The 21,141-nt window shown below is 56.8% G+C and carries 17 protein-coding genes; 5 read left to right on the top strand and 12 right to left on the bottom strand.

The window, feature by feature from the left end; genetic code table 11:
* Nucleotides 1-40 precede the first annotated feature (40 nt).
* The 4 genes from PT279_RS01265 to PT279_RS01250 all read left to right on the top strand — a co-directional run bounded on the left by PT279_RS01265 (nucleotide 41) and on the right by PT279_RS01250 (nucleotide 5,231).
* The gene (locus tag PT279_RS01265) at nucleotides 41-1,084 is read left to right on the top strand and encodes a LacI family DNA-binding transcriptional regulator (RefSeq protein ID WP_277164688.1); all 1,044 of its coding nucleotides are present in this window, start codon (nucleotides 41-43) and stop codon (nucleotides 1,082-1,084) included.
* Between the two features lie 286 nt (nucleotides 1,085-1,370).
* Nucleotides 1,371-2,330 carry a nucleoside hydrolase gene (locus PT279_RS01260; RefSeq protein ID WP_277164686.1) on the top strand — a complete coding sequence of 320 codons (960 nt, stop codon included), beginning with the start codon at nucleotides 1,371-1,373 and terminating at the stop codon, nucleotides 2,328-2,330.
* Between the two features lie 39 nt (nucleotides 2,331-2,369).
* The gene (locus tag PT279_RS01255) at nucleotides 2,370-3,797 is read left to right on the top strand and encodes an MFS transporter (protein WP_277164684.1); all 1,428 of its coding nucleotides are present in this window, start codon (nucleotides 2,370-2,372) and stop codon (nucleotides 3,795-3,797) included.
* Nucleotides 3,798-4,055: 258 nt separating this feature from the next.
* Nucleotides 4,056-5,231, top strand: coding sequence for a YwiC-like family protein (locus PT279_RS01250; RefSeq protein ID WP_277164682.1), 1,176 nt, complete (start codon nucleotides 4,056-4,058; stop codon nucleotides 5,229-5,231).
* 8 nt (nucleotides 5,232-5,239) lie between these two features.
* Here PT279_RS01250 and PT279_RS01245 read toward each other — a convergent pair whose 3' ends face one another.
* A complete protein-coding gene (locus PT279_RS01245; protein WP_277165201.1) occupies nucleotides 5,240-5,872 on the bottom strand; it encodes a DNA-3-methyladenine glycosylase in 633 nt (210 codons plus the stop codon).
* A gap of 324 nt (nucleotides 5,873-6,196) precedes the next feature.
* Nucleotides 6,197-8,617 (bottom strand): phosphomevalonate kinase, encoded by a 2,421-nt coding sequence (locus PT279_RS01240; RefSeq protein WP_277164680.1) that lies wholly within the window; start codon nucleotides 8,615-8,617, stop codon nucleotides 6,197-6,199.
* A 345-nt stretch (nucleotides 8,618-8,962) separates the two neighbouring features.
* Between PT279_RS01240 and PT279_RS01235 the strand changes: the two genes are divergently transcribed.
* The gene (locus tag PT279_RS01235; protein ID WP_277164678.1) at nucleotides 8,963-9,316 is read left to right on the top strand and encodes a phenylpyruvate tautomerase MIF-related protein; all 354 of its coding nucleotides are present in this window, start codon (nucleotides 8,963-8,965) and stop codon (nucleotides 9,314-9,316) included.
* Between the two features lie 189 nt (nucleotides 9,317-9,505).
* Here PT279_RS01235 and PT279_RS01230 read toward each other — a convergent pair whose 3' ends face one another.
* The 10 genes from PT279_RS01230 to topA all read right to left on the bottom strand — a co-directional run bounded on the left by PT279_RS01230 (nucleotide 9,506) and on the right by topA (nucleotide 20,762).
* The gene (locus PT279_RS01230) at nucleotides 9,506-11,071 is read right to left on the bottom strand and encodes a formate--tetrahydrofolate ligase (protein WP_277164676.1); all 1,566 of its coding nucleotides are present in this window, start codon (nucleotides 11,069-11,071) and stop codon (nucleotides 9,506-9,508) included.
* Between the two features lie 254 nt (nucleotides 11,072-11,325).
* Nucleotides 11,326-11,685 (bottom strand): hypothetical protein, encoded by a 360-nt coding sequence (locus tag PT279_RS01225; RefSeq protein WP_277164673.1) that lies wholly within the window; start codon nucleotides 11,683-11,685, stop codon nucleotides 11,326-11,328.
* Nucleotides 11,686-11,794: 109 nt separating this feature from the next.
* The gene (locus PT279_RS01220; RefSeq protein WP_277164671.1) at nucleotides 11,795-13,411 is read right to left on the bottom strand and encodes a C69 family dipeptidase; all 1,617 of its coding nucleotides are present in this window, start codon (nucleotides 13,409-13,411) and stop codon (nucleotides 11,795-11,797) included.
* 59 nt (nucleotides 13,412-13,470) lie between these two features.
* Nucleotides 13,471-14,028 carry a YbhB/YbcL family Raf kinase inhibitor-like protein gene (locus PT279_RS01215; RefSeq protein ID WP_277164669.1) on the bottom strand — a complete coding sequence of 186 codons (558 nt, stop codon included), beginning with the start codon at nucleotides 14,026-14,028 and terminating at the stop codon, nucleotides 13,471-13,473.
* A 136-nt stretch (nucleotides 14,029-14,164) separates the two neighbouring features.
* Entirely contained in the window at nucleotides 14,165-15,316 is a 1,152-nt protein-coding gene (locus tag PT279_RS01210) for a DNA polymerase III subunit delta' (protein ID WP_277164667.1), read from the bottom strand.
* A 59-nt stretch (nucleotides 15,317-15,375) separates the two neighbouring features.
* Nucleotides 15,376-16,002, bottom strand: coding sequence for a dTMP kinase (gene tmk, locus PT279_RS01205; RefSeq protein ID WP_277164666.1), 627 nt, complete (start codon nucleotides 16,000-16,002; stop codon nucleotides 15,376-15,378).
* 109 nt (nucleotides 16,003-16,111) lie between these two features.
* Nucleotides 16,112-16,384 carry a DUF4160 domain-containing protein gene (locus tag PT279_RS01200; protein WP_277164664.1) on the bottom strand — a complete coding sequence of 91 codons (273 nt, stop codon included), beginning with the start codon at nucleotides 16,382-16,384 and terminating at the stop codon, nucleotides 16,112-16,114.
* Nucleotides 16,377-16,790, bottom strand: coding sequence for a hypothetical protein (locus tag PT279_RS01195; RefSeq protein WP_277164662.1), 414 nt, complete (start codon nucleotides 16,788-16,790; stop codon nucleotides 16,377-16,379). Before PT279_RS01195 ends, PT279_RS01200 begins: the two co-directional genes overlap by 8 nt.
* A gap of 171 nt (nucleotides 16,791-16,961) precedes the next feature.
* Nucleotides 16,962-17,738: a hypothetical protein gene (locus tag PT279_RS01190; protein WP_277164660.1), complete on the bottom strand. Its 777-nt coding sequence runs from the start codon at nucleotides 17,736-17,738 to the stop codon at nucleotides 16,962-16,964.
* Between the two features lie 30 nt (nucleotides 17,739-17,768).
* Entirely contained in the window at nucleotides 17,769-20,762 is a 2,994-nt protein-coding gene (gene topA, locus PT279_RS01185; protein WP_277164658.1) for a type I DNA topoisomerase, read from the bottom strand.
* Nucleotides 20,763-21,141 lie beyond the last annotated feature (379 nt).

Here is a 21,141-nt window from a genome sequence, read left to right as displayed (position 1 = left end):
ATCGACAACAGCTGCCAGAAAGATCCGGGGATATAACGAGATGAATCACAAAACGACACTGAAAGACATCGCAAAGGCCTGCGGCGTGTCGGTCACCGCAGTTTCCCTGGTTCTCAACAATCGCCCGACCCGCATGTCCCAGGGAAAACGAGAACTCATCGTCGAAACGGCCAAACGACTGCGCTACGTGCCCAATCAGGCGGCCCGCAGCCTAGCCACCAACAAGTCGATGCTGCTGGCTTTGCTCATCCCCGATATCGAGAATATGTTTTTTGCTTCGCTGGCGAAAGCACTGGAGGACACGACCAGCGGCAACGGCTACTCCCTGCTGATAGCGAATTCGGACGATTCAGCGCATGTCGAGCACCAATTGCTACACCAGTTCGCCTCCCGAGGCGTCGACGGGCTGTTCCTCATTCCCTCACGAGAATCGGTGAACAATTCCAAGGCGCTCAAAAAAGACGTCAGCACCCTTGATTTTCCGGTGATCCTTACCGACAGACTCGTCAGCGAGGACTGGTGTGACGCCGTAGGGTCCGACAATTTCATCGGCGGGCAGCTCGCCGCGCAGGCGCTGCTTTCAAAAGGACACAAGCGCATCGCCTGCATTTCGGGCGACACTCGAACCGGCAACATGAACAAGCGGGTCGCCGGCTTCTCAAGCACCCTTGAAAAAGCCGGATTCCCACTGGATCCGAATCTCAATTGTTCGGGAAACTATCGATTCGACGGAGGATACCGTGCCGCCGATCACGTCATCGACGCCCATGCGACAGCCGTGTTCTGCACCAACGATCTGATGGCTTTGGGATTCATCCAACGTCTCGAGGAGCGCGGCCTGTCCTGCCCGCAGGATTGCTCGGTCATCGGCTACGACAACATTTCAGAGCAATTCGGTTTCAACCATCGCCTGTCCACGCTCGACCAGAACATCGACGCCATGGCCCGAGCATGCAGTGAACTCGTCTATTCGCGAATCAGGGACATGGGGACGCAACCGGCCCGCAACCCATGGATCACAGAACCCAAGCAGCAGTTCATCCGCCCGAAGCTTGTCAACAGGGCGACGATATCCGCTCTTTAGAACGTTCAAATGAGGAAATACCGACCCGCATTTCCGTGTGTACGACATTTTCGGCCAAAAATGTATCACAAATATAAAAAATGGGAAGATTTAGTTATTTATCAAGGAATCTATCCCGATTTGACTCATTAAATAAAACGCTTTATCATAGAAATGCATATTGATAAAGCGTTTTATCGATACAATATCTAAAACAACACCTGCAACGGCGCTGTCTGATAGCTGTTGATTGTCAGCGTAGAGTTACAACTGAAGTCAGATGCTGCGAAGACGAAAGGCAGAAACTATGAAGAAAAAGATCATTCTGGATCTGGATACCGGTGTCGATGACACCCTTGCCATCTCCTATGTATTGGGAAGTCCCGAAGTCGAATTGATCGGCATCACCAGCACATTCGGCAACGTCCTCGTCGATCAAGGCATCCGCAACGACCTCGCCATCACCGACCTGCTCGGACACCCCGAAGTGCCGGTTTACCGCGGCGAGAGCCACGCCCTTAAGTCGGATTCGTTCGCGGTTTCCGATATCTCGGCCTTCATCCACGGCAAGAACGGCATCGGCGACATCGAGATCCCCGATTCCAACCGCAAGGCGGAAACACAAAGTGCGGCCGACTTCATCATCGACTCGGTCAAGAAATACGGCAAGGATCTCACCTTCGTGCCGACCGGCGCAGAGACCAATATCGCCACGGCGCTCAAGAAGGCACCGGAAATCAAGGATGAGATCGGCAACATCGTCATCATGGGCGGCGCACTGACGGTATGCGGCAACGTGAGCCCCGCCGCGGAAGCCAACATCTCGCAAGATCCTGAAGCCTGCGACATGCTCTTCCGTTCCGGCGCGCCCGTGACCATGGTCGGCCTCGACGTGACCCTGCAGACCCTCATGACCTACAAGGATTCCCAGCAATGGCGCGAAATCGGCACCCCTGCGGCAAAGTTCCTCGCCGACATGGTCGACTTCTACATCAAGGCCTATGAGACCACCTCCCCGCACCTCGGCGGATGCGGCCTGCACGACCCGCTGGCTGCCGCCGTCGCCATCGACCCGACGCTGGTCACTACACTGCCGATCAATATGAAGGTCGACACCGAGGGCGAGGTCCGCGGGCGCACCATCGGCGACAACGAACGCTTGAACGACCCGAACAAGACCATGAAGGTCGCGGTCGGCGTTGACAAGGAACGCTTCCTGCACGAATTCATGACCCGCATCGGTAACCTTGCGGCTGCAGCAAAGTAAGTTTTCAGCAAACAATATCCATCCAAGGACGGAAAAAATATGGCAGAAACAACCAAAGAGAGCACGGTTAGCTCTCAAAAACCAAAGGCGAAAGGCAGCGATCCTGAGATTACCAGCGACCAGGCCGTCAAGGCCCTTATCCCGCTGTTGATCACCTTCATCCTCGGCACCTTGTGCCTGCAGGGATTCAATCTGGTCTTCACCCAGGTCGGCAAGGATGTGGGCGCCCCGGCGCAGGCCTCGCTGATCACCGCACTGCCCAGCATAGTGCTCGGCATCGTGTGCTTCGTCTACGGCTCGCTCGGCGATTTTGTTTCGCTGAAAAAGCTCGTGGTCGTCGGCATCACCCTGCTGATCACCGGTTCGATTTTCGGCTTCGTCGCGAACTTCTGGTTCAAGGCCAACATCTGGACCGTGATCATCGCACGCGTCATCCAGACCGCAGGCGAACAGGTCGCAGGATCCGTTTACCTCGTAGTCGCCACGAAGTACCTCAAGGATTCGTTGAAGGTCATCTTCTTCGGTATCTTCACCGCCGGCTATCAGGTCTCCGCGGCTATCGGCGTCTTCGCCGCCGGCTTCCTGACCTCCATCCACTGGCAGTATCTCTTCCTGATTCCTGTGGTCACCGTCCTCTTCCTGCCGCTGCTGCTGCACAACCTTCCGAACAAGTCGAGCACCGGCGAGAAGGTCGACGTCTGGGGCTTCGTGCTCTTCGGCACCGCCACCGCGTTCCTGACCCTGTTCTTCTCGTACATGATGTGGTGGATGCTCCTGGTCTCCGCCGCACTCTACGCGGTCTTCGCGGTTTACATCCACAAGGCCAAGAACCCGTTCATCACCCCGGACTTCTTCCACAACACCCGCTGGATCATGGCCATCAGCCTCATCCTGCTCTTCTATCTGCCGAACTATTCCTTCTCCCCGATCTTCAACGCGATCGGCAGTGAGATTTACCACATGGGCACCGACACCATTTCGCTCTACATCGTATGGGCGTTCGTCGTGGCGGCCATCTTCGGCACCTGCTCCGGTTGGATCATCGGCAAGATCGGCAAGACCCGTGGCATTATTCTTGCCGGCTGCGCACAGCTTATCGGCCTGGTCGTCGCCTCGTTCTGCGTGAACGTCAGCCCTGTAGCGCTGGCACTTGCAGGCTGCATCTATTACGCAGGCATCGGCATGATGTATTCGCCTATTGTCGACTCCGTGCTGGGCACGCTGACCAAGGACGAATCCGGACGTGGCGTGGGCATGAACGATCTGGCGATGAACGTCGCCGGCTCCATCGGCATCGCCATCATCGGCGGACTGATGAGCTCCAAGCCTATGACCGGCTTCAGCCTCGCTGGCCTGAAGGGTTCCGCAGCGAACTACAGCAACCTGTTCCTGGTAGCTGCCATCGCCACCATCGCCGGCTTGGTTGTCTTCTTCATTTGCCACAAGAAGATCTATGCACAAAAGTAAAAATCTACGGTAAGGAACAATCTTCTCCCGATTCCTTGCCGTTCAAATATTGAAACGGTGCCATACATAATGTGTGGCACCGTTTCTTTTGCCCTGCCGCCGAAAATTGGCGCATCACCTTCCAGTATGACCTCTTGCCATGACGCGATAAGGCGTGCCGCGCGAAAGCTTTGCCAAGGCCGTCAGCAACATGATCGAGATAACGACAAATAGATGCCAGGGCCTACTCTGAATACTGTGATAGAGACAAAATCTGCGTTGTTAGTCGCGAAAAATGAGATCGGCACGACAGCCAGCAACGATGCAGGGGCACAGTCACGCAACAATCCCAAAGGCCGCCACACCAACATCTGGCTGCCGGACCAGCCGGGGGCTTGGGTCATGGCGCTCTTCCCGGCACTCGGAGGAATCGTGATCGGCGGAGTTTCGTGGCGCAATGTCTGGCTGCTGGTGGCTTGGACGCTATGTTACTGCTTCCAATTCTCGACCGCCCGCTGGCTCGGTGTTCGCTCACACGAGGCCAAAGACGCACGAAAACGCCGAATCAAAATCGGCAATTCGGCCAAACCGAATAACGTGGATGTAAAGGCTTCCCGTTCAACCGTTGACAGCCAAGTTCTCAATCGGGCTTCCGAGCCGACTTCCAAGTCAGCCTCCGGTATGCAGCGCCCCCCGGTTCCCGACATGAACCTCACCCCTGCTTCACACAGGAAACGCCATTCGAACATCTACTTCGTTCCGGCGGTGGCCTATCTTATCGCCACAGCCGTGGTCGGCATCCCTGTCTTCATATTCGCTCCGAGACTGCTCTGGTGGACTCCGACCTACGCCGTACTCGCGGTGCTTTCGTTCGTCGCAGCGTGGCTGAGACGCGAACGAACACTCTGGGGCAATGCCGTCTCGGTCATTGCTGCGGGCGCGATGGCCCTGCTCGCCACTTCGCTGGGCTCGAGGTTTTTCGTAGAAGCAACCCCGCAAGAAAGCTTTACATCCAGATTGTCGCCAACCGGCCTTCATGTTACTTTGATGACGCCATATCCGTCACGGTATCTCCCGGATTCGCCATTGCTGCCGGAAGCCGGCGTTGTTGCTGCGGCCGCATTTATCCTCACCGAATATGCTTCGGTCGTTTTCGTCAAGACCATGTTCCGCAAATATGGCGATTGCCACTATTACGCGCTGTCGATTATCTACCATATTGCCCTTGCCGCGCTTGGTTTCACCGCACCTATGATGTTGCAAAACTTCGCAGGGTTCACTCCGGCTCGGGGCACGACGGCCACCACCCTGCTCTGGAGCATCACCGCCACTGTGCTGTTGCTGGTTGCGCTCATCGCGCCGCGCCACAAACGCATGAAAGCCATACAGGTCGGCGGCATCGAGGCCATCACCAGCCTGATGAATCTTGTCATCATCGTGGTCGCATTGGCGTAAGCGACAGGTTAACGCGAAAGATACGGGTTGCCGGCGATGATGAAGCGGCGCGGGCGGTCTTTGGCCTTGCTGATGCCGATGCGCTGGGTGGCTTCGATGCGTTCGCCGGAACGCAAGGAACCGGTCTCGAGACTCAGCGGCGACTTGCGCAGGTCGTGACCGTAAAGATCCATCGTGATGCCAAGCGACTTGCAAATCTTCCCCGGACCATTGAGGCAGTCCTTGATACGCCGTCCACCCCGACGCCTCTCGATGATTTCGACGGTTTTGCTATCCATCGGTTCGGCGGCACGAATAAGAGCACCGGCACCGAAGCCCTCCTCGAACGCGGTGACGTTCATACACAGATTCGTACCGTAGATCAGATAGATATAGGCGTGGCCGGACGGGCCGAACATCGCGCGGTTGCGTTCGCTTTTCCCGTGGAAGGTGTGACTAGCAGGGTCAAGCTGGTCGTACGCTTCGGTTTCGACGATGCGCACGGTCAACGTCTCGCCATCGATTTCACGAATAAGAAGGCAACCGAGCAACCCCTTCGCCACGGTTTCGGCGTCTTCACTCAAAAATGAAGGAAACATACTTCCATTGAAGCCCTCATGCGGGATCTGCGCAAGGCGCTTCAAGCGCCAGCTCGGTTTCATCCCGAACAAGGACGATTCCTCTTATCTTCAGGAATACCTGTAAAATCTTTACTCGGCTAAAATTCAGATTCATTCCATAATAGCGAAAGCAGGGGCTACCATAATTAATTTGCATTACACAATAGCATTGAAGTCAAACAACTCACAAAAAAATTCTCGATGTTACACCTTGTTATGGTATAAAAATTGAAATCGTTGAAATTTCAACGTTTCTGATTTGCCATTTGTTGCCTTTATAGCAGTGAAGTAATATCATCGTCAATCAAGCCTTCAATGCTACGAATAAGATTCTTGCATCGGGAAAACACGGTATTAACGTTTTCCTCAACAACGGTTCGCAAGCGCCGGCAAATCGACGCCCAGCAAACGCGCTTCTTCGGCGGTCTTACCCGTGACCAGCAAATCCGTGCGGCGCAAATCCGCAACGGTTTTCGCGCCGAGCAGCGCCATCAGCGAGCGAACCTGGCTCTTCCAGCTGTTGATTTCCGCGATCAGGCCATCTTCCCCGGAAGCGTCAAGCACCTGCAGGAAATGGCCGGAAATGCCCACAGCCTGCGCCCCCAGCGCGAGCGCCTTCACCACGTCGAGCGGGTTGCGCACACCACCGGAAGCGAGCACGGCCATGTCGGCCTCGTTGGAATAGGTTGGCTTATCCCCAGCGTTATTCGCATTTAATGCCTTGCTTTCAGCGGGCAACAGCGCCAGCAGGCACAAGGCCGTCGACTGACCCCAACCGACCATATAACTGTATTCGTGGCCCTGCCGACGCGCGTTTTCAATACGCGCGAAATCAGTGCCGCCTCGGCCGCTGACGTCAACGGTCTTTACACCCAGCTCAGCAAGCCGCCGCACAGTTCGCGCGCTCATACCGAAACCGACTTCCTTGACCATTACCGGCACCAAGGACGCCTTCACAATCGAGGCGATTCGCTCGGGCCATGCATCGAAGTCACGCGTACCCTCGGGCATCACGAGCTCCTGAGCGGCATTGATGTGAATCTGCAACGCATCAGCGCCGATCATATCGATGGCGTGCAGGGCCTGCTCGACGCTGACCGAAAGCCCGACGTTGGCGAAGACGAATCCGGACCGGTCGTGCTCACGAATCGTGGTGAACGTCGGTTCCAATTGCGGATCCCGGATGGCGGCATGCTGCGAACCGGAGGCCATAGCCAGACCGGCAGCAGCGGCAACACGGGCAAAAGCAGCGTTGATCGAACCAGTTTTTGCCGACCCGCCAGTCATCGCGTTGATATAGAACGGCACATCCCACGTCGCTCCGCAAACTTGCGTGGACATATCCACATCGGCGACATCGACGCTGCCCAAGCTGTGATGGATAAAAGCCAAATCATCAAAAGCATTATGTTGCTCGTCGCCATGCTCGGCGAGCGCGAGACGCACATGGTCGTCCTTGCGATTCGATCCTGCGCCGGAAACCCGGGAATTCGAACCAAGTAATTGACCTGCCGAATTGTCACTTCCAACGCCCGGATCGACGCTGGCTTTACCGGAAAAATTTCCATCGGTACGAACACCTCCGGCAACCCCACTGGACATAAAATCCGAAGTTTCGCTCATCCAATCGGCAAGCTGGATTTGCGGGGCATGCACCGACAGATTCAAGGGGACGATGCCTTTCTCCTGCCATCCGCGTGTGACGGCAGCCCTGTCGGCACCCGGCCCGGCAATCGCGATGCCACAGTCACCGCCACCGGCACCGGAACTTTTCGCCGCTGTGCCATGGCTTTCGGCCACCTCGACCAGAGCACGCAGGGCCGGGGTTTCGATAGTCACACCGGTGAAGGAGGAAAGGGTTTGCAACAGCTTGCGGGCTTCACGCACATGGGCAATGGCAGCCTGCTCGTCATCGGCGACCAGCGCCTGAGCCAAAGCATCGACACAAACATCACTGCCACTCAAAAAGTCCTGATAGGTCCGCTCATGTTCGGCGGCACTTTGCTGCTGGACATGGCCGACCAGCGAAGGCGTGGAAGCCGGATTGCCTGTCCAGCCCACCATCAAATGCAGACTGCTGCCGGGCTCGAAGGCACGCAGCCGCGCGATGCTCAATCCTGGCCATGGCATGTCAATCAGATCGCTCAAGGCCGTGTCCTGCAAGCGGTTGGTGACCCATTGCCGATCCACCGCCGTAAAGCGGATGCAGCCGCCGAACAGACTCGCCGCCAGATCACCGCCTGAGCCGACCTTCTGGGCATGGCTGGCCGCAACGAACGCCAGTTTGTATTGCTGAATCGGATCGAGCTCAAGGCCATAGAACGCGGTGAGCGCCTTCATCATGGCCACCGTCACCGCCGCGGACGAGCCCAGTCCGTACTTGCGGCCCGAAGCATCGTCCAGTTCGCTTTCGATATTGACATCGTAGATTTTAAGTTCCCTGCCCTGTTGCTGGGCCAGTTCCTCAACCGCGTGGATGACGGAAAGCACGAAGGCCGCACCCGGCTGCTCGACGTCGGGAACCGCACGCCCCGCGCGACGACGCCAGGTTACGGAAGCTTCGGGGTGGCCTGCGGAATGAATACGTCCGACTGGATCGACGCCGAAAGGCCGGGGCTGGGCGGCCGAGGTGTCGTGTTCAGTGATGCGCGCGGTCAAAAGGCGGTTGACGGCGACAAGAATGGCGGGATGGCCGTGCTCGACCACGGCGTATTCACCGGCGATATACAGTTTCCCCGGGGCCGTCGCTACGCTGCTGCCTGGTTCCTGGGCTCGTCTATCGCTCATCGCCTACCGTTCCTTCCCCTCATCATTCGTCGACTGCGTTCCTGCAGCGCAATTGGCCTTCCAAAGCTCGAATATCACCAAGTGACACTTTTCAGTACATTGCGACATGCCATCCAAAGCCAACAACCTCAATGTACGCACAATACGGCCGAAAATGGCCGCTGCGGGCATACTCTGCACCAAATACCCCGATAATCTGCGCAGCACCGCCACATTACCGACAGCTATTACGCTGCAAAGGCAACGGGCCAAACCCGGAAATGGAATACTGGCCGCTCATTGCGCAGCACCTGTCATAAGATACCAGTGACGATAATGAATCATCGCAGAACGCAAGGAGCCACTATGCCAGTCATCCATACCCACGTTTCCGTTTCCACCACGCAGGCACAGCGCGAGGCGCTCAAGGCCGCGTACGGCAAGGCCATCACCGCAGTCCCCGGCAAGACCGAGAGCTGGCTGATGTGCCCGTTCGAGGACAACATGCCGATTTACTTCGGCGGCAGCGACGATAAGCCGGCGGCCTACGTCGAGGTCAACGTCATGGGCGAGCCCGGCAGCGTCGACCGAACCGTGTGGGAATCAATGTCGAAACAGATCATGACCGCACTGCATGACGAGCTCGGCATGCCTGAGGACCGCACCTATATCCGCTATACAGCCACCGGCGATTGGGGCTGGAACGGCGGTAACTTCTGATACGCCTCACCGCAGCTTAACGCTGCCGCAATAAAAACCAAAGGCGATAAACCCATCTGATTTCATCAATCGGATTCGGTTTATCGCCTTTTTATTGGCTTCGCTTTTAGACGACGTCGTATTTATCGCTTCTGGCTACAGACAGCCTCTGCTATCTCTGTTATACGACGGTTCTGACCGCACAGGGTTTCAGACGATCTTTGGCATCGGGGTGGTGAGCGAAGTGGTGAGGTTGACCTGGACCACGCCCGCTCCGAGATGCGGCTCAACCTTTTTGAGCGTCACGGTGCGTTCGTCTGCTGCAGCGGAATCATTGTCGGTCATTGTGGCCGGGGATTTCACCGCGACCACCGCGAGGTCGTCGATGCTTGTGCCGACGCCATTGCAAAGTTCGGTCGCTTCGGCCAAAGACTCGGCAAAGCCTACCTTGAAGAGCACACGGTCGGCGGGGACGCCATAAGCGTTATCAGCAATCCATTTCACGTCTTCGACCAGGCCCATGCCCTTGTGGCTGGCGCGGTTGTTCGGCACCTCAGGGTCAGCGGAATCTGCGGGAGCGCTGGCTGCGTTGACGGCATCATTCGCACCATCAAGCGCGCCCACAAACCCGTCAAGCTGCGGGGCCAAAGCCTCACCACCATCACGGAAAAGGTTGCCAATGATCGGGTCATGGAAGTTAAGAGACTTCGCGGTGTCACGCAGGGAATCGATCTGGTCGTCCTCGCCGTCCCAAAGATTGACCAGCGGGAACGTCGGGATACCAAGGCTTTCGAGACGGTGGACGTGGAACGGGTAGCGCCAGGCGAGCTTCGGGTCATCGCGCCAGGTCGACGCGCGGGTGACCACCACGGCTGCGGCCGGCCATTCTGCGCCAAACTCACGGCAGGCGATATCGAGCCACTTCTGAGCACCGGCGTCGGCACCATAACCAGCCTCGACCACCACGACGTCGTGCAGCGCGCACGCCATCTCGACCGAAATCAGGCTCGGAATACCCAGAGAAACGTTGGCGAACGGACCGCAGTGCACGTAGACCGGCGAACCGTTGACGGTTTCGGTCTGCGCCGGCTTGACCGCATCGCCAAGGATGCCGGTGATACGCCAAAGGTCAATGAATTCGCCAAACGTGATGGGGTTGCCATCCTTGGTGCCGGCGACCATCGACGAAACCCGATCGGCGATCTCGTCCATGGAATGGGACAGTACGACGATCTGCATCAGCTCGCAGGTCGGGGTCAGGACCACGCGCTCAGGTACATTGCCCTTGCCACGGTCAACGGCGATCTGACGCAGCGAGCGCGACGGCACTTCGGAAACGCGCGGGACAAGGATGGTGTCGATACGGCCCTCGTCAATGGCTTTCTCCGCAAAGGAAACCAACAGGTTCTGCGCGTTCTCGATGGCGGCCATCTCACCGCACAGGCCCCAGTCGATCAGCTCGGGATGCGAAAGCGAGGACTTGCCGCCGCCCGAAGCGCCACCTTTGGAGCCGGCCGCGGTGATGCCCATGCTCGGCTGACGAAGCACGGCGGTAGCGTCGATGCCGCGGGCGCGCAATGCGTCAATCAGCGCGATGGTGGTAGTGGTCTTGCCTTCACCACGCGAGGCCTTCAGTGGCGTATCGGCAGTGACGAGCACGACCTGGCCGTGTTTGCGCGGTTCGTCGGTATGATTCTTCAAGTAATCGAGATACCCGAATGCGTCGATTTTCTTGACCAGTCCGTACTGAGTGGTGAATTGATCGATCAGAGCCATGCCGTACCTGCTTTCAACGCGTGTAAGAATAATCCGAAGTTACGAAATTTTTATCGTTACCAACGCACAGCCTAACCCACGAATCAACCGTGCCGATAACCCGCAACCAATACCCAAAGCCTATCAGCAGACGTCGCCGCAAAGGCAAAACGACCGGAAACAACCATTGTCAGCCATCTTCCAACAGCAAACCGTATGACATGAATTCCAAGCGACGGGACTTCGCCCATGCCTTCAACGCGACCGGCTAAAGACTATTGGCGCGGACCCTTGGAACCATAAAAGGCATTGATCTGGGCATTCAAATCGGTAAAGAACCGTTCCATATCCTTGCGATTGCGCCTGCCCTGCATCAGGGTGCTGAAGTTTGCGTTCACCTTCACGCTCACCACTGACCCCTGTGCATCGGGCATCACTACAACATTCATGTATTCACCCCATGCGGTCAGACTCACATGGGTAGAAAACACGCAGCTCAACGGTTGCGGTCCCACCGAGCGCAATTTGAAAAACTTGGAGTCACTCAGCATCTGCCGTATTTGTGCAAATACCGCATCAGCAGACAAGGGATAACGCATCTGCTGCTCTCTGGACGATTCAAATGGCTCAGCCATAATTTTGCTCCTCACATAACCTAAGGTCGGTCGGCATCAACGAGAACCACTGAATTCCAAAGTTCTACGATTTCTGTCGACCGACCTTTTGATGAACGAATCTGTCGCTTTAATTGTCGGAACGATTGAAGCCGTTGGCCATCTTCATCGAAGCCGTGTAAAGCACGGAATCGAGCAAGGCATCGGTCTCCTTCTTGATCTGATCGGCCATCGACTGATTGGCGACGCGCAGAATCTCACGCACCTCGGCATTGCGGGTGGTGGCAATGATCTGGTCGGGTTCCATCACTTCGACGTCGCCATCGGGGTTGCCGGCGTTCAATTCGGCCTGCGCCATCGATTCGGCACTGGCCTCCTTGTCGCCGCCAAGACGGGCGATCTGCTCGTCGGTGGCCGTCACCATGCGATGGCCCATGCCGCCGGTCAGCTCCTGATAGCGCTCGATGGCGTTGGAGGTCTCGGCGAACGCGAAGTTGCACAGGGCCGCGATGATGCGGTTCTCCCAATACAGGTTCTCGCTGGTCACGCGAGTGGTGGTGGCCTCGAGGTAGGCCGGCGTGGCGTCGACATTGGGATAGAAGGGAACCAATGCGTTGAAGGGGTTCGAGCCGTAGGAAATCCATTGAACGGCACGGTCGGACTGCGGACGGTACGGACGAATCTGGATCACCGCAAGCTGGCTCTGGCGGTTGACGCCGATGCAACGGTACATGTGACGAGTACGCTCATCTCCGAGCTGGCCATACGGATCGTAAGGCGTGCCCTGGTAGTGCGAGCTCAGCACATACTTGACGTCTTCAATGGTGATCTTGCGCTCGGGCTGGCGCGCCCACGGAATGTCGTCGGATTCAGGTGTGTGGTCGGCGTCCGGGCCGTCCCACACCTCGTCATAGGGGTTCAGCGTGCGCTGCATGTACCAAGCGCGCGGGGTGTTGTAGATGTGGTCGGAGTCGGAGTGGGAGCCGAAGGCATCGCGCGGATTGAACGGAGTGGTCGCCTCGACCGCGAGATCAAGATGATTGGCCTCGATGAACTCGTTGAGGTCGGCGGAGCACATGTAGTTCTCCTGTTCGTCCAAGGCATCTTCCAGATCGAACTCATCGATGCCCAGCTGGTTGGGCATGGTGACGTAGGCCTCGTCGGGCACGCGCTTAGCGATCCAATGATGGCCGCCGACAGTCTCAAGCCACCAGATCTCGTTGACATCGCTGAAGGCGACACCGTTCATCTCGTTGGTGCCGTACTGCTCGAGCAGCGAGCCGAGACGCTGAACACCTTCGCGGGCGGTTTTGATATACGGCAGGACGATGGTCAGGAAGTCCTCTTCGCTTATGCCGCCGGCGACCTCGGGCACGTAATCCGGGTCGTCTTCCTTGCCCTTGGCCGGCTGCAGTTCGACAAACGGATCGGCGCCGATGACGCGCTCGTTGGTGGTCAGCGTCTCGGTGGCGCTCATAGCCACGTTCGCCTCGTTGACTCCGGCTTCACCCCAGAGGCCGTCTTTGAGATCGGCGTTGGGCAGGGAAGTGTATTGCAACGGATTGTCGGGAAGCTCGATGTCGAGATGGTTCAGCACGCTGCGGTAATGCCGGGGCTGGTCGTCGGGCTTGACCACGACGAAACGCTTGGGGTTGAACTCCCCGTTCGCCGAATCCTCATTGCGCGCGATGATGGTCGAGCCGTCATAGCTCGCGTCCTTGCCAACCAGAATGGTGGTGCATGCCATATTTACAGTTCCTCTCAATCACTAATCAAAATAAGATAAAAAAATACAAATACCGACAATTATTTGGCAGGATTGCCAACGAACGTGATTTCGGCATCATCGACAGGACCGCTGTAGGCAAGGACCTTGTGACACAAATCGTTGAGCCAGAAGCCCTGACGCATGTCCGGCAACGGATCGACGGTGGCCCAGACGTGCAGGACATAACCGTGCGGCTTGTCGGGCGGGGTCGGGCCATTGTAGCGCATCGTGACCGCAGGATTATCAGAACCGACGAATTTGCCGGCGGCGCTGGTGCGGCCTTGCACGGCCTCGGGAATCATGGCTGGCAACTGGCGCGAAAAGTCCGGCGGAATCTGCAGGGCGTGGGAATCGTTGAAATCGAACATCAGCGCGTCGATCGGCACGTTGGCCGCCGACCAATGAATCCATTCGAAGCCGCAGACGGGAATCGAATCCGGATCGGTGAGCTGCCAATGCAGATAGTGCATGTTGGCCTGCACCTCATCGATGTAGAACGGGAACGAGACGATCGGCGTACCGTCAACCTTATATTCGGGTGCCGCAGCACCGGTGAAATCGTCAGGAACGGTGGTGAAATCTGCTGAAATCTTCATGGTTCAAGTATCCCTCGGGCTTATGACGAAACATTGGTCAATAAACGTATATGGTCCCGTGCGCGACTTCAGCGATGTCTGGCTTATAGACGATGGCGGATGGATGCATCCGCGTGCCCGGCCATCAACGGATTCATCACGCCAGCAACGCGCAGAAGAGAGCTTCGAAGAGGAGAGTCTGGTTGCCATTGCCGTTGAGACGGCGACGCGCCACAGCGATGGAATCGAGGCGGTCCACCACGCCCTGGCGGGTCAGGCGTTCGGCGAGATTGACGAGGGACGATCGCTTTTCTTCGTTGATCAGCCCGGCCGAATCCACCGCGTTGTTCTGTAGTACGGAGACGTCACGGTAGATGCTGGCGATGGTATTGAGATCACGATCGAGTACATCACGGCTGCGTCTGGTAGCTCTGCGTTTGATATCGGCTTTCTTGCCGATCTGGTTGAAAGCACCCCGCAATTGCGGCGGGATCCGGTCCTTTTCACCCAAACCGTTGATGCGCCGGAACTCGGCTTCCTGCTTGCCGGTCTGATCCTCTACGTCGCTTTGCGCCTGGGCCTTGGCATTGTCGATGAGCTGACCGGCAAGCAGGACTGCATCGGAAGCCTTGCTCATGTTGAGCACGCCAGAGACCAGTTCGGCACGGTCACTCCGAACCCGTTCGTCGGTGGCATAGAGCTTGGCGACGCCGATATGGCCCTCGGCGAGGCGTGCGCACTGTGCGGCCAATTTCGGTTCGATATGTTCCTGCGTTTCCAGGAACTTCGCCACCGACTGCGTCGTCGGCACTGCCAGATTGATGACGCGCGTGCGGGAGCGGATGGTCGGCAGCACATCCTCGGCACTCGGGGCACACAAAAGCCAGATGGTGTGGGGACTAGGCTCCTCAATCTCTTTGAGGAGCACGTTGGTGGTGCGCTCGAGCATACGGTCGACATCTTCGATGATGATGATCCGCCAAGGAGCAATGCTCGGCGTCTGCTCGGAAGTCTCGATCAAGTCACGGACTTCGTCGATGCTGATGGTGACTTTATTGGTTGCCAATATGGTGACGTCCGGATGCGTTCCAGCCAGCACCTGCTCGCTGGAACGTTCAGGCTCATCACTCAGACCGTGGCTTGGGCTTTCCAGAGCCGCGGCGAACGCTCGAGCCACATTGGACCGACCAGAGCCGGGAGGGCCGCAAATCAACCATGACTGGGCGATGGCTTTCGGGTCGCCGGACGCCACGGCACGCAGCCGCGAGACGACCTGGTCCTGGCCGACAATCGAGTCCCATACGCTCATTGTTCCTCCACTTGTTTGCTTACCGTCACCTTATTGCCCGCCACCGATAGTGGGACGCCCTACAGCCCGCACGACCAATCGGCCAGCAGATCATCGGCATCGGCACGAATCTGAGACCAGACTTCGTCAACCGGCTTCGAAGCGTCGATAACCTTGAACCGGGACTTCTCATGCGCCGCCAAATCGAGGAACGCTTGACGCGTTCGTTCCTGGAACCCATCGCCGGCCGATTCCATGCGGTCCTCGCTGTGGTCGAGCCGGCCGTGCGATGCTGCCGGATCCATATCCAGCAGGTACGTGCGTTCCGGCAACAGGTTGTTCGTCGCCCACAGACTCAACTTGCGCACTTCCTCTTGTGTAAGCTCCCGCCCTCCAGCCTGATAGGCCAGCGACGAATCGATATATCGATCGGAAATCACGACGGCCCCGCGCGCGAGCGCCGGCCGGATGACTTCGGCCACATGCTGGGCGCGATCGGCGGCAAAGAGCAGCGCCTCAGTACGCGGCGCAATCTCTCCCCCATGCAACAACAACTGCCGCAACGCCACACCCAACTTCGTGCCGCCCGGCTCGCGGGTAACGACGACCTCGCGTCCCAGCTCTTCGACATAACGCTTCAGACGTTCAACCTGCGTGGTCTTCCCGACCCCGTCAACGCCCTCAAACGAAATAAACACCCCGCTCATAATCCTCAATCCTGGCTGACAATCAGCTTTCAAATCTATCCCAGTTATGCGTTACTACCATAACTTTAAACATAACAGCAACGACAAAAAGTCGACTATGGTTCTTGTCCTACTTATCAAAATGATAATCGCTACCAAAGTGCTGGGACCACCGATAAATAATTTTTTCGTATCGTTCTTCAACCGCATCTTGGATTTTCAGAATCTGCTCATCGGAAAGCCCACCCCGATTATGTGCCAGAGAGACATGACCGTCTTTGGTCAGAATAAATTTGCTGAGGTCGCGTTTTCGCCCTTTTCCGATATGGACATGAACACCATGATGCATATCTTGGGAGCTAAAAAATACGGAATAACCCATCACACGGAATAGTTCAGTCATGTCCGTACTTCCGATCTATCGACCGGGCACGCTCAATCATCTTGTAGTTCTGTCGGAAATATCGATGAACAAAATCAAGACTATCCTTGGGAAAAGTCGACGATAGGATTTTCCCCTCATTATCGAGCACGGCTTTTCTGCCATACCCAATTTCCGTGATGGTCACCGTATCCGCGTTATATCCCAGCCGGATGCCATCTTCTTCGAGGAAATCATCGCACTCCATTTTGCACCTCCTTTCCTCCTGCAATACCGCCAATTGTAGCGGAAATGCGGGAGGACGCGAAGTAGCGTGAGCACGACGGGAACGAACAGAAACCTTGATATTCGCATGCTTGCGTTTGCCGTTACCTGCCATAGACCGAGCTGGCATATTCTGCTTCTTTCGTTTACGTGGAATCTCCATTGATTCCATGGAATCACAAAAGGCAACATTACAGGGGCAAAAACGGGCACTGTGGTCGGATGATAGGGGTTATCCACATTTGAGGCGTGTTGCGGAGTGCGTCGGCCACTTGTCCACAATCAGCGACAATGGCCATTAATTATCCACAAAAGCCGACAACGACCGTTGCTTTCAGCCTTTCAACACCAGCTCGTTGCCAGCAGTTTGAAGCATATAGGAACGCTTCGCCCGACACGGGAAGGAACCCAACGAATCAAGATTCAGACTCACACCCTGCGAGGTGACATCCAATCCGCAAGCCGACATTTTGACTTGCCCATACCTGTCAATCCACTCGACGATGACCGGATAGGAAATGGGCAGGCAATCCTTCCTAACCTTGATATCGGTCAGTCCCAGCTGCAGCCCTTCCTGCGTAGTTCGATTCCGATAATATTTTATTTTGACGTCGCCATCGCGCTTGATCTTGACCTTGCCCATGACGATTCCTTCAAGGCCATACGCCTTGGCCAGTTTGTCGGCATCGTAATAGAAATAGCGAGAATTGGGCCTCAACGATATCAGGTCCTGAAGTGCAAAACATACGAACAACACCAGACCCAAGCCGATGAATAGCGGCATGTCCTTCATCGTGAACCAGGCACGTTTCAACCTGATTCCGCCGAATATCAAAATAATCAACGCGAGCAGCCCGACGAGTCCCGCGAAAAAAATCGCAATCCAGACTACGTCCACAAGCGCTTTGTGGTGCCCTTCTGGCGTGAACCGTTCTATTCCCGGGCCGATGACAGGCCGCCCATCGCTCAGATAATTCTGCGCCGCACCATTCTGGGAACCTTCATGCCGCGTCTCATCTGTCTGCACGTCGCCATCTTGCACTTCACTGATGCCGACCTGATCCTCGGGCACCTGATCGATGCTCACCTGGTCTTCTTGATCTTCCGACATCGTTTCTCCCTGGAATTTTAGACAGAACGATTACTTGGCTGCCTTGCGGGTTGCGGTCTTCTTGGCACTGCTCGTCTTGCGCGTTGCGGACTTAGTGGACTTCTTGCTACTCGTCTTGCGGGCGGTCGACTTGGTCGTCTTGCGGAGGCCGCGACGCTTGGAGGGGCCGGCGGCGCGCTTTTCAGCGAGCAGTTGGAAGGCGGTGGCCGGGTCGATGGACTCCGGGGTGTACTGTTTCGGCAGCGTGCGGTTGGTCTCACCATCGGTGATGTAGGCTCCGTAGAACCCATCCTTGATGGTCACGTTCTTGCCGTTTTCCGGGTCGGCGCCAAGGTCGCGCAGCGGCGGCTTGGCCGCTCCCCTGCCACGACCGCGACCATACTTCGGCTGGGCAAACAGCGCCTTGGCCTTGTCTAAGTCGACTGTGAAAATCTCGTCTTCGCTGCCAAGTGAACGGGTCTCGGACTTGCCGTCCGTGCCTTTCTTGGTGAGGTAAGGACCATAACGTCCGTTGCTCGCAGTAACAACAGCTTCGTTGGTCTCGCCGGTTTTTGCGTCAGTCTCATCATATTTGCCGACTTCACGCGGCAGACTCAGCAGTTTGAGGGCATCGTCAAGCGTGACCGTATCCGGGCTCATCGTCTTGAACAGCGACGCCATCTTGGGCTTGGGCACCGTGGACTTGGCGGTTTTCTTCGCATGAGTCTTGGCGATCTTGGCTGTCTTTGCAGAAGTCTTGCCGTCCTTGGCATCAACGGAGTCAGTGGCAGCTGCAGCCTTCGCCGCAACGGCCTTGGCTTCGCGCTCGGCCTTCATCTCTGCCTCAGCCTCGGGTGAAATCAGCGCGACATACGGGCCGAACCGCCCGCTACGAACTTCAACAGTGCCACCGGTCGCGGGGTCTTTGCCAAGCACGCGCGGCCCACCAGCATTGTTCTTGATGAGCTCGTGGCCGGCCTCGACGGTCAGCTCGTCGGGAGCCATCGTCTCGGGAATAGAAGCGCGCTTCGGGTTGCCCTCGGCATCCAGATTCTTCGTGTCCTCAAGATAGGGGCCATAGCGGCCGACGCGCACCTGCAAACCGTCACCGATTTCGATGGTGTTGATGGCGCGGGCATCGATGTCGCCGAGCTGTGCGACCTGCTGTTGCAGGCCTTCGTGCGCCTCATCCTGCGATTTCGCCGCGTCCTTGCCATCACCGAAGTAGAAGCGAGTAAGCCATTCCTTGCTGGTTTCCTCACCTTGGGCAATCTTGTCGAGCCCGTTTTCCATATCAGCTGTGAACTGGTAGTCCACATACTTCGGGAAGTTCGTTTCCAAAAGCTTGGTCACGGCGAAGGCGAGCCAGGACGGAATCAACGCACGGCCGCGCTCGTAGACATATCCGCGGTCGATAATCGTGGAAATGATGCTGGCGTACGTTGACGGACGGCCGATCTCCTTGGCTTCTAGCGTCTTGACCAACGAGGCCTCGGTATAGCGGGCCGGCGGCTGGGTCTCATGGCCATCTGCGGTGACTGAAGTAGCATTGAGCACTTCGCCGGTTTTCATTGGCGGCAGCGCTTCGTTCTCTTCGGACTTGCCAGATTTAGCAGACGCCTTGGTATCCTTCGTCTTTGCAGCAGAGGACGCCGATCCCGAGGAACGATGTGGCCAGCCAGAAGCCTTCAGGAATCCAGGGAATTCGATGACGGTACCGGAAGCCTGGAAAATAGCTTCTCCACGCTCACCTGCGGGCGCCGAAAGCCGCACGGTAGCCGTGAAACCGGTGGCGTCGGCCATCTGCGAGGCCAGCGTGCGCTGCCAAATCAACGTATAAAGCTTCAGCTGATCCGGCGGTACTTTGGTAGCCAATTCGGCAGGATCATGGAACTTTGAGCCGGCAGGACGGATGCATTCGTGCGCTTCCTGCGCACCTGCGGTCTTGGTGGCATACTGCTTGGGCTTATCGGAAAGATATTCCTTGCCGAAATTCTTGGTGACGGATTCACGGGCCGCTTCGATGGCCTCGTGCGAAAGCGTCACCGAATCGGTACGCATGTAAGTGATGAAGCCGTTTTCGTAGAGTCCCTGCGCGGCACGCATGGTTTGGCGCGAGCTCATCGAAAGCCGGTTGCCCGCAGCCTGCTGCATGGTCGAGGTGGTGAACGGCGGCACCGGACGACGATGGTACGGCTTGGATTCCATCGACACCACGGTGAACGGCGCATGCTCCAGCGCCTGCGCAATCGCCTTGGTCTGTGCTTCATCAAGCTGACAGACGCTGTCTTTCTGTGCGGCGGTGGTCAATGCGCCGGTAGAAGTGAAATCACGGGAATTGGCCAGACGCGAACCGCCCAGCGAGACCATACGGGATTCAAAATCGACGTTCTCACCCTGCGCGTCGGGCGCGGAAAGCTCGGCGATAACGTCCCAATACGGCGAGCGCACGAACGCCATGCGTTCCCGCTCACGCTCGACAATCAGCCGGGTGGCCACGGACTGCACGCGACCCGCGGAAAGTCCCGGACCAACTTTGCGCCAGAGCACCGGCGAAAGCTCGTAGCCATAAAGCCTGTCGAGCACACGTCGCGTCTCCTGGGCGTCGACCATATTGGCATCCACATCACGCGTCTTACCAACCGCGGCCTTGATGGCGGACGGCGTGATCTCGTGGAAGACCATGCGGTGCACCGGCACCTTGGGCTTGAGCGTCTGCACCAAGTGCCACGCAATGGCCTCGCCTTCGCGATCCTCATCAGTCGCGAGGTAAAGTTCACTCGCGTCTTTCAGAGCACTTTTAAGTTCCGCAACGGTTTTCTTCTTCTCGGGACCCACAATGTAATACGGCTCGAAACCGTCGTCGACATCCACGCCGAAACGCCCGAACTTCGCCTTCTTGGAAGCAGGCACCTGGCTCGGTTGCGCCAAATCGCGGATATGACCAACGGAAGCCATGACCGTGTAATCCTTGCCAAGATACCCACCGATCTTCTTGGCCTTCGTCGGAGACTCCACGATGACAAGTTTCTTACCAGCCGCCATAACCGCTCCTTCACGTCTCGAGGTTACGTTCGTCATATTACTTACCACTTACCCACAGCATACAGCGAAACATCAGTGTAGCGCGTGGCGCAACATAATAATAAGGACTACCATATCGCGTCGAACATTCGTACCATCGCACCAAACAGCGGCGCTGCAAGGCATATCACGAAATCTCCAATCCGCAATTCGCCTGATACCAATGTAACATCCGTACCACGATTTTCGGTTTCCTCGCATTTTCGAACCATTCGACAGATAAAGCGAACGAAAGAAATTAATGGATAAAATAATATTTTTGTCTGTTAAATAGGTTATTTATTTGTCTAATGTATGCATTACTCTATTGGTCGAAGGGAACGTAATACGGTATTCATAT

The organism is Bifidobacterium sp. ESL0784 (assembly GCF_029433295.1).
Taxonomy (GTDB): Bacteria; Actinomycetota; Actinomycetes; order Actinomycetales; family Bifidobacteriaceae; genus Bifidobacterium.
The sequence above is the reverse complement of the archived record's forward strand: the minus strand, read 5'-3'. Positions and strand labels throughout refer to the sequence as shown.